The sequence below is a fragment of the Emticicia sp. CRIBPO genome (assembly GCF_009905725.1).
In the GTDB taxonomy this organism is placed as follows: domain Bacteria; phylum Bacteroidota; class Bacteroidia; order Cytophagales; family Spirosomataceae; genus Leadbetterella.
The window spans coordinates 21,723-36,933 of sequence record NZ_JAAAKV010000005.1; the positions used below are offsets into that span (position 1 = coordinate 21,723).

The window sequence follows — 15,211 nt, forward strand, 5'->3', positions numbered from 1 at the left end:
CTATTATGAAAAAGGATACAGGCTTGAGTCAGTTGTTTTCAAAGATTGAAGAATATAAGAAAAAGTACTATACGAACCTGTTATTTAAAGGTTTACTGATCGGTTTTGCCCTCATACTTTCTGTATTCATATTCATCAACTTCCTGGAATTTTTTGGCCGTTTTGGTTCAGTTTTCAGAGCCACCCTGCTTTTTAGTTTCCTGGCCGTCGCCCTGTATACTTTCTTCTATCTGATCATACGCCCTGTTTTTTATCTTTTCAAAATAGGGGAGCCCCTGACCGACCAAAAAGCCGCAGAGCAAATCGGTAAGTTTTTCCCTGAGGTGAAGGACAAACTATTGAATACTTTACAACTGATGTCTTCCATCAGTTCTTCCGAAAGTCAATTGCTCGAGGCCAGTATCAATCAAAAGACCTCTGATCTGAAATTAATCCGTTTTGCAGACGCCGTAAATCTCAATGAAAATAAAAAATACTTAAAATTCATCATACCACCCATCCTCGGCATCCTTCTTATCTCTGCTATTTCTCCTTCGTTTTTTACCAAGAGTACAGAGAGGATCGTATATTTTAAGAAAGATTTTGCAGAAGATGCTCCATTCCGATTCAAAATAACCAATAAGGATCTGCAGGCTGTAAAAAATGAAGATTTTAATCTTCACCTGAAATTGATCGGTGACGCCCTTCCTGAAGACGTTTTCCTCGTTTATAATGGTCGCAAATTCAAAATGGATTCGAAAGATGCCCGGAATTACGACTTTACTTTTTCAAAGGTTCAGGACGAAATAGAGTTTCATTTCCTGGCTTCCGGTTTTAAATCCAATTCTTTCGACCTGGATATGGTTTCAAGACCAAATCTTTTATCATTTAATGTAAAACTTAAATACCCTGCCTACCTGAATAAATCGTCTGAAACCTATGATAACGTAGGTAATCTTATCGTTCCTGAAGGGACTTTAGTAGAGTGGGATTTTAAAACAGCAGATGCAGATTCTCTTAACCTTGTCTTCGACGACGTCCATAAAGCCAGGGTAAGCAAAAGCATCCTCTTCGGAGACTTCTCTTTTCAAAAGAAAATGGTGAATTCGACGAATTATCAGATCAATCTGAAAAATAGTTTCTCATCTAACAACGAGAATATTTCCTATTATATCAATGTTATTCCTGATAAATATCCGCAGATACAACTTGAACAATTAAAAGATACAGCCCTTTATTCTTATATCGTATTAGGAGGAAATATTACAGATGACTACGGCCTTTCCGATTTTAAGCTTTTTTACAGAAAGAAAAAAGAAGGAGTTGGTGAAAATGCAGATGCCTATGCTTCTATCGATATTCCTTTTAATAAAAACTCTCTCTCCCAGACGTTCATTTACCAGATGGGATTAGAGAAATTTCAACTGGACAAAAACGACAAGCTCGAATATTACTTACAGCTGTGGGACAATGACGGTGTCAATGGTCGTAAAACAACTAAAACTTCTGTACTTACCTTCTCTATGCCATCAAACAAGGAGTTTGACAAAGAAGTAGAGAAGCAGGTTAACCAGGCCGAAGACAAATTGGAAGACGTTTTAAAGAAATCTAAAGAGCTAAAGAAGTCTGTAGAAAACCTGGATAAGACCCTTAAGAGCAAAAAAGAAATAGACTTTCAGGAAAAAAAGCAAGTCAACGACCTGCTGGAAAAGAAAGAAGAGCTTCTTAAAGAGCTCAAAGAGCTCCAACAACAGTTCCAGAATTTACAGGAAAAACAAAATCGCTTCAATAAACAGAGCCCTGAACTGCAGCAAAAAATGGATCAGCTTCAAAATTTATTGAATGAACTGATGAAAAATGAAGATACGAAGGTGTATGAAGAGCTGAAAAAGTTGCTGGAAGAACAGCAAAACGAGAAAGCCATCGAGAAATTAGACAAGCTGAAAAACAGTGACAGGAACCTGGACAAGGATATTGACAGGACATTAAAGCTGTTTAAGAATCTGCAGCTTAAACAAAAGGTAGAAGAGACGGCCAAAGAGCTTGAAAAACTGGCCGAAAAACAAGAGAATTTAGCCGAGAAAACAGAGTCTGAAAAAGATCCCGGCAAGTCTGAGGAGCTGCAAAAAGAGCAGGAAAAGATTTCCAAGGAATTTGATGAGAAAAAGGAGAAGCTCAAAGAAATAGAAAAGATGAGCAAAGAGCTGAAAAAAGACGTTGATACCAAAAAAGAAAGCCAGCAGTCTGTCAGCGAAAACCAGAAGAATGCCGAAAAGCAATTGGATAATAAAGACAATAAAGAGTCTTCCAAGTCACAGAAAAAAGCAGCCAAGACTATGAAAGCGATGGCTGCTGAGATGGCCCAGTCTATGCAAAGTGCAGAAATGAAACAGCTGGACATTGACATTGATGCCCTCAGGGATATCCTTGAGAACCTTGTTAAACTCTCTTTCGAGCAGGAAAAACTGATGAAAGAATTCAGATCTATTTCATTAGTAGACCCCCGGTTTGTTAAATACTCCCAGGAGCAGTTAAAACTTTCCGATGATGCCAAGGTTATTGAAGATAGTCTGTACTCACTCGCCAAAAGGGTTCTTCAAATCGAGTCCTTTATTACAAAGGAAGTTACCGACATGAAGAATAACATGGACGAATCCATTCAATTTATCCGTGACAGAAAGCTCAATCAGGCATCTGCCAAGCAACAGTTTTCTATGACATCTATGAATAACCTGGCCCTTATGCTCAGTGATACCTTCAAACAAATGCAGCAAATGATGAGCATGCCTTCTTCCGGAAAAGGAAATAAGAAAGGAAATACACCTATGCCAGGCATGGAAGGGATGGGAGAGAAGCAAGGGGAACTTAATAAAAGAATGGAAGGTTTAGGTAAATCAGGGGAGAGTGGGCGACAATTATCCGAAGAACTGGCTAATCTTGCCAATGAACAAGCCAAGCTCAGAAAGCAAATTCAGAAAATGCAGGAGGAACTTAACGGTACAGAGCTGGGCAAAAAGATAGGAGGGCAGCTTAATGATCTGAAGAAACAGATGGATGAGAGTGAGAACGACCTTGTCAATAAAAGAATAACACCAACATTGATCAAGCGTCAAAAGGATATACAGACCAGGTTGCTTGAAGCTGAAAAAGCCATTAAAGAACAAGAGTTAGACCCTAAGCGTAAGTCAGCGACGGCTACTACCTTTAACCGTACGAGCCCACCTGATCTGGAGAAATTTACAAAGGAGAAGCAAAAACAATTAGAATTGATACGTACTACTCCTCCAAACTACACACCTTTTTATAAGAAACAGACTGATAATTATTTCAAAAGAATTAAATAAAAATATGTTTCACGTGAAACACTACCCTCATTTCTTAGTGAAATATGAGGATGGTTAAGAATCAAAACAATGTTTCACGTGAAACATAATAGGATAGAAAGCATGTTTGAAGAATACGATGTTATTGTTGTTGGAGCCGGTCATGCCGGATGTGAAGCTGCTCATGCTGCTGCAAGTATGGGATCAAAGACCTTATTGGTCACTATGAACCTACAAAACATTGCTCAGATGTCTTGCAACCCTGCCATGGGTGGTGTAGCCAAAGGGCAAATAGTCAGAGAAATCGATGCTATAGGAGGGATGTCTGGTATCATCAGTGACCACACTATGTTACAGTTCAGAATGCTGAACAGATCAAAAGGCCCGGCCATGTGGTCACCCAGATGTCAAAGCGACAGGATGGAATTCGCATTACTATGGAGAGACACCCTGGAGAAAAATCTGAACGTAGACTTCTGGCAGGAAATGGCAGTAGGTTTATTGGTAAAAGATAACCGGGTAACAGGTATTAAAACAGCCCTTGGTCTGGAGATCAAAGCCAAATCAGTAGTGCTGACCAATGGTACATTTTTGAATGGTGTGATTCATATTGGTGAAAAACATTATGGTGGTGGAAGAACTGGGGAGTCAGCAGCCTACGGAATAACTGAGCAACTGGTTCAATTAGGATTTGAATCAGGAAGGATGAAGACAGGCACTCCACCAAGAGTAGACAGCAGAAGTATTAATTACGCCGCCATGGAAGAACAGAAAGGAGATGAAGATCCTGAGAAATTCTCCTATACCGACACTCCTCATTTAAAAGAACAACACAGCTGCTGGATATCATATACCAATGAAAAAGTCCATGATGAATTGCGAAAAGGATTCGACAGATCACCTATGTTCAATGGACGTATCCAGGGTCTTGGTCCAAGATACTGCCCATCTGTAGAAGACAAGATCAACAGGTTTGCTGAAAAGAACAGCCATCAGATCTTCCTTGAACCTGAAGGTAGGTCAACCGTCGAGATGTACGTGAATGGATTCTCTACTTCCCTGCCGGAAGATATTCAATACAATGCTATCAGAAAAATACCTGGCTTTGAGAATGTGAAAATGTTCCGTCCCGGCTACGCAATAGAATATGACTATTTCCCACCTACCCAATTGAAACTAAGTTTAGAGACTCAGCTTATAGACAATCTATACTTTGCAGGTCAGATCAATGGCACCACGGGATATGAGGAAGCAGCGGCCCAAGGTTTGATGGCAGGTATTAATGCTCACCTGAAAGTGCATGAACAAGATCAGTTTATCCTGAAAAGGGATGAAGCCTATATTGCCGTACTTATCGATGACCTTGTCAACAAGGGTACGGAAGAGCCTTACAGAATGTTTACATCTAGAGCAGAGTTCAGAACATTACTCAGGCAAGACAACGCAGATATAAGACTAAGTGAAAAGGCCAATAAAATTAATCTTGCTGATGATGCGAGAGTACAAAGGGTAAAACAGAAAGTAGCAGGTTCGGACGAAATATATACTGAACTGCAGAAAATAAAAGTTGATCCTTCAGATATCAACGGATTTCTGGAGTCAAAAAATTCAGCTACCATCAGAGAACGGGCAACCTTGTTTAATCTTCTTAAAAGACCTGAAATCAATATCCAGGACCTAATAGGCGTCAATAAAAATTTAGAAACTTTAACAGCCAAGTACGACCGGGAAATAACAGAACAGGCAGAGATCAGCGTTAAGTATGAAAGATATATTGAGAAAGAGTTAGCTATGGCGGAGAAAGTCAACAAACTGGAAAACCTGAATATAAACGCTGAGTTTGATTACGAAAAACTCACTTCTATTTCTATTGAGGCCAGACAGAAATTAAAGAAAATAAAACCGCAGACTTTAGGACAAGCTTCACGCATTAGTGGGGTTTCTCCGGCTGATATATCAGTCTTAATGATACACCTAGGCAGATAATAATGAAAACAAATTACCTGGTAATTCTAAGCTCACTCTTGTTGAGTTCCTGTGCACAGTTTGTACCACCTACAGGGGGAATAAAAGACGAGATACCTCCCAAACTCCTGAAAACACAACCTCTTAACAAAACGATCAATTTCAAGGGGAGTACCGTATCACTTGAATTTGATGAAGTGATTGACGTCAGTTCCTTAAGACAGGACCTTCTGGTTATCCCTGAACAACCGGGTGCGTACACCGTCAAACAAACTTCTAAAGGAGTAAAGCTTGTCTTTGATCAACCGTTCAAAGACAGCACTACCTATACCCTTAATTTCCGGAATGGTGTAAAAGACATCAATGAAAGAAATCCGGCTCAGAATCTTAAGCTGGTATTCAGTACCGGTGACAAAATAGACTCATTGAGTGTATCAGGAAAAATACAGGATCTCTGGGCAAAAACAGAAGAACTTGATGTCACAGTCGGGCTCTACAATCTAACAGACACCATTCCAATCCTGAAGCGGAAACCTGACTACTTTACAAAAACAGATTCTTCAGGAAACTATCTTTTTGAAAATATTAAGAATAACAAGTATCGCCTGATTGCCATCAATGACAAAAACCAGAACCTGCTTTTCGATCAGAAAAATGATAAGATCGGCTTCTTAAGCGATACCCTTAATCTTACAGAAAACAAGAAGCTTGAGACCATTGAGATATATAAATCTGACCTCATTAAGAATAAGCTCAAAAGAAGTATTCCCAGGGAAAACACCTTTACGGTTCAGATGGAAAGGAACGTAAAAGAACTGAATGTTCTGTATAACGACCCAAAAGATACAATAACTTATAATGTTAAAACAAATGAATTGACTTTCTTTAACCACCCGGTACTGAAAGATACCTTATTTGTAAAGATCAGAACAGTAGATTCACTTCTAAGGGTAGATGAATTCCAGCAGAAAGTGTACTTCACCAAACCGGTTGCTTCAACTTCAACCAGGAAAAGAAGGCCTGCAGATTTACCTATCATATCCAGCATCAAAAGCGGTGAAGCAGTAACGCTTCCCTTCGAATATGTACTCAGATTTGAAACACCGATTGTAAGGATAGATACACAGAAAATCAGGCTGTATAATGATACTACCATAGGCCCCAGGCCCGCATTATCCTGGATAGATAAGAATAACACCCAGCTTAAAATAAGCGTCCCTGGCAAAGCTAAAGAAGAAGTTTCGTTGAGAATACAGTCGAATGCATTTGAAAACTACAGGGGCGATACCAGTGCCAATTACTCACAAAAGAACAAGATTCTCAAAAAGGATGATATGGGACTTATTGAAGGTTCCACCAAAATCAAAGATGGTACTAAAATTGCCCAGTTAATAAAAAACGATACCCGGGAGATCATTCGGGAAATAAGTTTTACCAATACCTTCAGATTTGATAATGTGGTACCTGATATTTACGACATCAGGATAATCATTGATGTGAACAAAAATGGTATCTGGGATACCGGTGACTTTATCAACAATATACAACCTGAAAAGATACTCTTGAGTAAGGAGCCTATTAAATTGAAAGCCAATTTTGAAATAAGGGACGTACTCATAGAATAATGTTGTGGAAAAACCTGTTAATAAGGGTGAATTAATGCGAATAACTCTGAAAATGTGTGGGGATAAGTAATGGTAAGTCATACAAAACAGGGAGGATCAGAAGAAAATGAGGACAACCTCTGACTTATAAAATTTTCTCAGCACGTTATACACCCGGGGAAAAGTCCTTAAATATATTAACATCAACAACAGCAGGTTTCCCACAAAAAATATAAATAGCTGATAAAGAATATTCTAAATGTTTATTATAATTTTAGATATCCACAGCTGGAATATATTAATCAACAAAGTATAAAAAGTAAAAGGTAGAAAGAACTCTTATCAACAAATCCACAGACATAATAATATAATAACAATAAGAATTAAATATATATATCTTTATTATTATTAAGGTCATGCTTAAAACAATAATCATTTTCTTCCTGACGGCGGCAACAATAATGGGCCAGGACGTTGATTTGGCGAACGCCTATTTTAAACAAGGCGAGTACGACAAAGCAAATGAGCTTTATAAAAAAATAAGCAAGGATAAAGACCAGGCCAGAATTATACACAACAACTATCTTCTATCGCTTCAGAAGGTGAAAGATTTTGAAGAAGCTGATAAATTTATCAAGCGTCAGATCAAGGCAAACGAGAATATTATATCGTATAAAGCTGACTACGCCCAGTTTCTGGAGTATTCCGGGAAACCTGAGCTGGCCAGAAAAGAATTTGACATACTGATCGATAATGCCTCAAAAGTGGATGCTTATGTGTATGAACTGCAGAATTACTTTTACAGAGTCAATAAAATCGACCTGGCCATCAAACTTCTTCTGACTTCGAGAGAGCGTGGCAAAGATCCTTACAGACACGATGTGCAGCTGGCCCGGGCTTATCTGTATGTCGGGCAGAAAGAAAAAATGCTGGAGGAAGTACTTGGATTCGGACAGAGAAATCAGAACCCTTCTTATGTTCAGGCCACTATTCAGGACAATATCAAGGAAGAAGCGGAGATTGAAATGCTGGAGAAAATACTATACTCTAAAATCCAGGCTAACCCGAATGAAACCTTTTATTCTGAGATACTGATATGGCACCTGGTACAGAAGCATGAATTTGCCAGGGCATTTCTCCAAACCAAAGCCATTGATAAAAGGCTGAAACTGGAAGGTATGAAAGTGTTCGAATTGGCTGCCCTGGCCTTTCAAAACGGTGATTTCAGGAATGCCTCCAAAATGTACCAATATGTGATGGAAGAATATCCTTCGGGAGATTTTTATCCTATTGCCAGAAGATTGTATATCCAGAGCAAGGAAGAACTGGTTAAAAATACCTACCCGGTAAGTCTGCCGGATATCAAGGAGCTGATCGTGGAATATGAGGGTCTGATCAAGGATCTCGGAAGATCCCCCAAGACCATCGAAGCCCTCAGAAACCTGGCTTTGCTGCATGCATTCTATTTAAATGATCATAATAAGGCGATTGAAATATTGCAATCGGCTATCCAGATTTCAGCGAATAACCCGAAGTTCAGGGATCAGTGCAAGCTCGACATGGGTGATATCTACATATTGAAAGATGAACCTTGGGAATCAACATTGCTCTATATGCAGGTGGAGAAAAACCAGAAAGAAGATAATCTGGGAGAAGTGGCTAAATTGAAAAACGCGAGGTTACAGTATTACACAGGGCAGTTTGAGCTCTCTAAAGATATTCTCGATATCCTTAAAAAAGCGACTACGAGAGAGATTGCCAATGATGCCATGCAGTTGAGTTTGCTGATTCAGGACAACATAGGACTGGACACTTCGGAAACAGCCATGAAGGAGTTTGCCAAGGTCGATCTGCTCATATTTCAGAACAAACATTACGAAGCGATAACCGCTCTGGAATCTCTTTTCCAGACGTATAAATCCCATAGCCTGGCCGATGAAATACTTTGGCTAAGGGCAAATACTTACCTGAAAATCAATGAAGTAGATAAGGCAATCCTTGACCTGAATACCATTATTAATGATTATAAATACGATATTCTTTCAGACGATGCGATGTTTACCCTGGCTAAAACCTTTGAAGAAAAGAAGGGGGATAAAGTCCGGGCTATGGAATATTATAAACAGATTCTGAAAGATTATCCGGGCAGTATTTACGGGGCACAAGCCAGGATTAAGTTCAGAGAATTGAGGGGGGATTTTGTTAACTAACTGATTACTAAATGTTTTATACGTAAGAAATATTATTCACAAATAAAATCGTATAAAATATTACTCCCCGGCCCAACGTTCTCTATGAGCATCAAAAGATAGAAATGATAAAGAAACTCTTCTTCTCAACACTCTTATTAAGTTTATCAACAATTGTATCATCTGCCCAGCAGAATGACATTATTGTGTATGGCAAGAACTATTTCGGAAATACGGTAAATGAGAGTGAAATCTGCAAAATGCTGGGTTTTACTTCGAGGCCTGAAGCCAGCAGGGCTGTTGAAAACATCGTCAGGAGATCCGGGCTGAAACAGAACTTCTATGTGATGGAATGTCCGAGCATTGACAACTGTTTTGCAGCTACCAGGAACGGCGAAAGGCTGATTGTTTATGATCCGGGTTTCATGAGAAGGATCAACGACATTACCCAGACAGACTGGGCGGCACTGAGCATACTCGCTCATGAAATCGGGCACCACCTGCAGGGGCATACCATCAAACAGGGGGGAAGCGACCATGAGAAAGAACTGGAGGCTGATGAGTTCTCCGGATTTGTCATGTACCAGATGGGAGCCACTTTAAAGCAGGCTCAGTCGGCGATTTTCAAGCTGACCAGCGATTATCCTACCAGCACCCATCCGGTGCGAACCAGACGCCTTAAATCGATAGAAAAGGGCTATAACAACGCGATGGAGCTGTATCCGAATGTCAGAAATACAATGGGGACTAAAGAGCCGGAACGCCAGGTTTCGGAGCCCGTCGCGAGTAACAGGGAAGGGGAACTGATCATCGGGGACATTGTTATCAAACCCAATCATGAAACATCTGTGTATAAATTGCCTGAACCTGAAGTAGTTAAAAAGAAAACAGGTTGTATAGATGGCGATTGCTGGGAAGGCTTCGGGGTGATGATCAATTCAAAAACCAATGAAAAATTTGCCGGCGGATGGAAAAGTGGAAAAAGAGCAGGAAAAGGGACTGAGTTTTATAACGACGGATTGAAGAAATATGAGGGAGAATACCAGAACGGGGTATTTAACGGGACAGGCACCTACTTCTTCAAAACAGGAGAAAAATATGTCGGGAAATTCAGAAACGGCCAGATGCATGGACAAAACAGTGTTTTTCATTTCAGAAATGGCGACCGGATCGTGGTGGACTATGTCAACGGGAAAAAAGAGGGCAGGGCTAAAATCATTTACTGGGATGGTGGTGAAGGCACGCGTTACTATAAAGATGACCGCGAACTCAACTGAAGTCAATAATAAAAGCAGATAAAAATATCAAGTCGGTACATTTCATGCCGACTTTCTTTTATATTTGTCAGCTCAAAAAACGAACATAAACAATATGTCTTGGTTTAGAAGAACAGATAAAGGTATACAAACCCCTACGGAATTAAAACGTGAAACACCTGATGGGTTGTGGTATCAGTGTCCTGAATGCAAAAATGTGATGCATACCAGGGAACACAAACAGAATGCATTTACCTGCATTCATTGCAATTATCATGATAAAATAGGATCGGAAGCATATTTTCAGCTTTTATTTGATGACGGAAGTTATACGGAGTTAGACAAAGATATGAGATCGGGTGACCCTTTGTCGTTTGTGGACACAAAAGCGTATCCGGATCGCTTAAAGGCAACAGAAGCTAAATCAGGCTTGAAAGATGCCTGCCGTACTGCCCACGGGAAAATGAATGGTGTTAATTTGACCATCTCCTGTATGGACTTTGGCTTTATCGGAGGTTCAATGGGATCCGTTGTAGGGGAGAAGATCGCCAGGGGGATTGACTACTCTATTAAAAAGAAAATTCCGTTTCTGATGATATCCAAATCCGGCGGAGCCAGAATGATGGAAGCAGGATTTTCATTGATGCAGATGGCAAAAACCTCAGCAAAACTTGCTTTACTTGACCAGGCCGGAATTCCTTATATTTCATTGCTTACAGATCCTACCACCGGTGGTGTTACGGCGTCTTTTGCGATGCTGGGAGACTTTAACATTGCTGAGCCTGGATCACTGATCGGCTTTGCAGGACCGAGGGTAATCAAGGAAACCATCGGTAAAGATTTACCTAAAGGATTCCAGACGGCAGAGTTTGTTCTGGAGCATGGTTTTCTGGATTTCATAGTTGACAGGAAAGATCTTAAAGATAAACTCTCGAGTCTTCTTAAAATGCTCGAAAAATAAAAAAAGCCCGGAGGAGATCCGGGCTTTTTCTTTATATAAGGGTCAGATAATGAATCGCTTTTGGCTCTGTTTTCTGAAGATAGGAGCAGAAACCTCTACACCGGCTTAAATCATTATTCTTCAGAAATAGTTTCTAGTACCTTCAGAAAACGAAAAAAAAGAAAAGATCCGGATGGCTTTCATATTGTTGAAACGCATTTTATCAGTTAAAAGAGATTTTTTATCCGGAAAACAGGCCGGCTAACCGGAAAATCATGATTGATTCCTGATTACTTAAAATTCAAAAATTCGTCAAAATTTAATAATCATAACAATTAAGGAAATTCCAACGAACTTTTGAGGCGATTATTGTTTTGGCTTTGCTTTACTTTTGTCGACGATCGTCTCAAATTTACTCACAGACGAAACGGCAAAGAATCCCAGGGCTTTATTCTTCGAAGAAGAGTTCAATGTAAAGATATTGGTAGGGATATTGGCCGGAGGAGTTCCGAAAATACCACCATTGGACGATTCCTGGCGAACCTGAAGCAAGAAGTAAAAAGCCTCATTGCTTATGGAACGAAGTTCAACGTTAATAGTGTCTTTGTCATAAAATATATCATCAAAACCACCATTGATGGATTGCCTGACAGGAAGAATGAATAGAAGTCCGTCAGATTTTGAGCCCGGAGAAAACCCGGCATCATAAGCGACTGAAATTTGGGAAGGAAGGTTTCTCTCCTTGCCGTTTTTCTTTGACTTTACCCAATAAGTATCTCCTTCTCCCACAGGGTCCTTAGCGTAGAACTGGGCCAGAAATCCGTCTCTTGGTTTTCCGTTTTCCGGGGCAATCGGCAGGCGGAATTCTTCATAAGTGAGAGAATCTATTTTGGGAACGCGAGGAAGCGTTGATATAGAATAGTATTCCTCATTTTTGTATTTGATATACAGGGCATGTCTTTTACCCAGCTTCAGAAAGGACCCTTTAACCGGCGTAAAGCTATAATTTCCATCGTTGTTCTTGTCTGTAAAAGTATGAGCAGTACTGTCTTCTTCGAAAACAATGACTGTGGCACCGAGAGCAGGCTTTACTGGTGAATTATCAAAATAGGGTTGAGAGAGGGTTAATTTGATCGTTTGAACACTGTTTTCATCGGTAAGCCAGGCATCAACGACCAGTTGCTCAACACCGTCTTTGACAGACAGGTCTATTACATCTTCACAGCTGAAGAAGAAAGGCGTTAAAGCAAGAGAAAGAATCGGAAGTATTATTTTTTTGAAGTTCATTGTCTTAGAATTTAAAATTGTAGGTAACTGCAGGTAAAACGGACGCAAAAACAGAGTAGCGGATAGCTTCTGTGATGGCCGGATTATCTTCATTTTGTCTTACATAAACAGAGAACGGGTTGCGTCGGTTGTATATATTATAAACAGAGAATACCCACTCACTTTCTCCTTTGCCAAAAAGGGCATGTTTGTTTTTCCTGGTGGCCGAAAGATCAAGGCGATGCGAGGCCGGAATCCTGTAATTATTTCTTTCGTCGTAATAATTGTGTGGAAGAGCAACGCCCTGCCATTCAAATTTGTTGGTCGGAAAACTGGCCGGGGTGCCGCTGGCAAAGCTGAAATTTCCGGAAAAAGACCATTTTTTGCCGGGATCGTAAATCAGAACGGCCGAGAGGTTGTGAAGCTTGTCGATGCGGCTCGGAAACCATTCGAAGTTATTCAAACCCTCCACTTTACGTTCTGTGCGGGCCAAGGTATAGCTGATCCAGCCGTTAAAAACACCTTTGTTTTTCTTGATATAAAATTCGGCCCCGTAAGCCCGTCCCTGGCCTGAAAGAAGGTCTGCTTCAACATAAGGGTTGAGCAACAAGTCGGCGTTTCTTACATAATCGATCTGATTCTGCAGGCTTTTGTAATAGACTTCTACAGAAGATTCGTATTCATTATCCGCAAAATTTTTGAAGTAGCCCAATGCAACCTGGTCAGAAAGCTGCGGTTTTATATTATTGCTGCTGGGTGTCCAGACATCAAGCGGAGAAGAAGCGGTCGTATTCGAAAGTAAATGAATGTACTGAGCCAGGCGGTTGTAGCTGAGTTTTAAAGAAGATGAATTGTTCAGGCCGACATTCAGAGCAAAACGAGGCTCCAGATTGCCGTAAGTCTGAATGTTTTCTCCTTTGCCATAAGTTTTAACGTCTTTTACAGATTTTCGCTCTCCGGGCTTGCCGCTTTCATCCAGGATAACAGCATTTCCTTTACCGAGATAGTGATAATCAGAATATCTCAGACCATAGCTTAATGAGACTTTCTCATTGATTTTTTGCTCGTTACCCACATAAACGGCAGATTCAACGGCATATTTTCCATCCAATCCTATGGTCTGGCTTTCTCCTCCCGAAACGGCCGTGGCCTTTCCCGGGTTAAACGAATAGTAGATCACCTGGCCTCCGAATGAAAGTGTATTTTTGGTATTTATATAGTAGTTAAAATCGGGTTTTATACTATAATTCACGATGTTTGACTTCCACTCGAAAGAGTCCTGATCGTTTTCGTTTTTAGTGTCAGAATCAAGCGAATAATCATAATTCGAATAGAAAACGGTTGTGTTCAGAAACAATTTGTCATTAAATACATGATTCCATCTGAACGTGGTGGTGGCATTGCCCCAGTTGAAGCCGAAGTCGGCACCGAAGACATCACGCCCGAAATATCCGGAAAGAAAAACAGTATTTTTATTGTCGATTTTATAGTTGGCCTTGGCGGTGAAATCGTAGAAATAGAACTTTGACCCTTTCAGGTCTGAATTCAGAAAAGGCTTGGCCAACAAGTCGATATAAGACCGGCGAAGGGCCACGATAAATGAACCCTTGTCTTTCACAAAAGGCCTTTCGTAGGCAAACCTGGAAAAAATTGTCCCTAAACCTCCGGTAAACTCCGCTTTCTTGGAGTTTCCTTCTTTCATTCTGACATCGAGAATCGAAGAAACACGGCCACCATAAGTGGCGGGAATCCCACCCTTGATGAGTTTAACGTCCTTAACGACATCCGGATTAAAGACGGAGAAAAAACCGAACAGGTGGGAAGAGTTATAAACAGGAGCTTCATCCATCAGGACGAGGTTTTGGTCAATGGCCCCGCCTCTGACATTAAATCCCGAAGCTCCTTCGCCCACTGAGCTTACTCCGGGCAAAAACTGTATACTTCTGATCACATCCACTTCACCCAGTAACGCCGGCATTTTGCGAATGGTTTTCATTTCGACTTTGTTGACGGACATCTCCAGGTTACGGACATTATCGTCTTCTTTTTTAGCGGTTATTACGACTTCGTTAAGGGTTTTTCCTTCTTCCGAAAGCTCAAAATTGACCACGAGATTGGTATTCAGATCAATTTTTCTGCTGAGAGGTTTGTAACCGATATAGCTCAGTGAAAAATTGTAAGAACCGGAGGGCAGGGTGATGGAATAGAATCCGTAGACATTGGTTTGCGTACCCAGCTTGGTTTCGGGGTTATAGACCGTTACCCCGATCAGGCCTTCACCATTGGAAACGTCTTTGACATAACCGCTGAGTGTGAATTTTTCTTGGGAAGTAGCTGCGAAACTGATAAATAAGAGGAAAATAAAAAATTTCCCGGTTTGTTTTTTCATGAAAATCATCATTAATAAATGTAAAGAATAGCTTGTATTTTGTTTTTAAAAGTTAAAATAGAAAACCCCAAAGAGCGGGTTTTGTTTTTGATTAATATGGATAACGACAGCTAATGGGCATAAATTCTGACTATCGCACGGTAAAATTAAAATTAACAAATACATAAAACAGGCATTTTGATTTAAAAGGCTGCTATCATGCATGAACGGGAGGCGAATCGTTTTAAAAGATTCTGACGATGTCCGCCGGCAATTTGCAATAATTGCAACAACAGACTACAAAACAGAAGCTTTTTTTGC

General features: G+C 40.3%; 8 protein-coding genes. 6 read left to right on the forward strand and 2 right to left on the reverse strand.

Annotated elements, in window-relative coordinates; all coding sequences use genetic code 11:
- Positions 1 to 5 precede the first annotated feature (5 nt).
- The 6 genes from GVN16_RS11300 to accD all read left to right on the forward strand — a co-directional run bounded on the left by GVN16_RS11300 (position 6) and on the right by accD (position 11,277).
- Entirely contained in the window at positions 6 to 3,323 is a 3,318-nt protein-coding gene (locus GVN16_RS11300; protein WP_166564011.1) for a DUF4175 family protein, read from the forward strand.
- Positions 3,324 to 3,425: 102 nt separating this feature from the next.
- Complete coding sequence (mnmG, locus tag GVN16_RS11305; protein ID WP_166564357.1) at positions 3,426 to 5,288, forward strand: tRNA uridine-5-carboxymethylaminomethyl(34) synthesis enzyme MnmG; 1,863 nt, start codon at positions 3,426 to 3,428, stop codon at positions 5,286 to 5,288.
- Positions 5,289 to 5,290: 2 nt separating this feature from the next.
- Positions 5,291 to 6,892, forward strand: coding sequence for an Ig-like domain-containing protein (locus GVN16_RS11310; protein WP_166564012.1), 1,602 nt, complete (start codon positions 5,291 to 5,293; stop codon positions 6,890 to 6,892).
- Between the two features lie 395 nt (positions 6,893 to 7,287).
- Positions 7,288 to 9,081, forward strand: a complete 1,794-nt coding sequence (locus GVN16_RS11315) for a tetratricopeptide repeat protein (protein ID WP_166564013.1) — start codon at positions 7,288 to 7,290, stop codon at positions 9,079 to 9,081.
- A gap of 104 nt (positions 9,082 to 9,185) precedes the next feature.
- Positions 9,186 to 10,337 carry a M48 family metalloprotease gene (locus GVN16_RS11320; RefSeq protein ID WP_166564014.1) on the forward strand — a complete coding sequence of 384 codons (1,152 nt, stop codon included), beginning with the start codon at positions 9,186 to 9,188 and terminating at the stop codon, positions 10,335 to 10,337.
- A 94-nt stretch (positions 10,338 to 10,431) separates the two neighbouring features.
- Positions 10,432 to 11,277, forward strand: coding sequence for an acetyl-CoA carboxylase, carboxyltransferase subunit beta (gene accD / locus GVN16_RS11325; protein WP_166564015.1), 846 nt, complete (start codon positions 10,432 to 10,434; stop codon positions 11,275 to 11,277).
- A 345-nt stretch (positions 11,278 to 11,622) separates the two neighbouring features.
- Here accD and GVN16_RS11330 read toward each other — a convergent pair whose 3' ends face one another.
- Both GVN16_RS11330 and GVN16_RS11335 read right to left on the reverse strand, forming a co-directional pair.
- On the reverse strand, positions 11,623 to 12,543 hold the full coding sequence (locus tag GVN16_RS11330) for a DUF4249 domain-containing protein (RefSeq protein ID WP_166564016.1): 921 nt from the start codon (positions 12,541 to 12,543) through the stop codon (positions 11,623 to 11,625).
- Between the two features lie 4 nt (positions 12,544 to 12,547).
- On the reverse strand, positions 12,548 to 14,911 hold the full coding sequence (locus tag GVN16_RS11335) for a TonB-dependent receptor (RefSeq protein ID WP_166564017.1): 2,364 nt from the start codon (positions 14,909 to 14,911) through the stop codon (positions 12,548 to 12,550).
- Between the last annotated feature and the right edge of the window lie 300 nt (positions 14,912 to 15,211).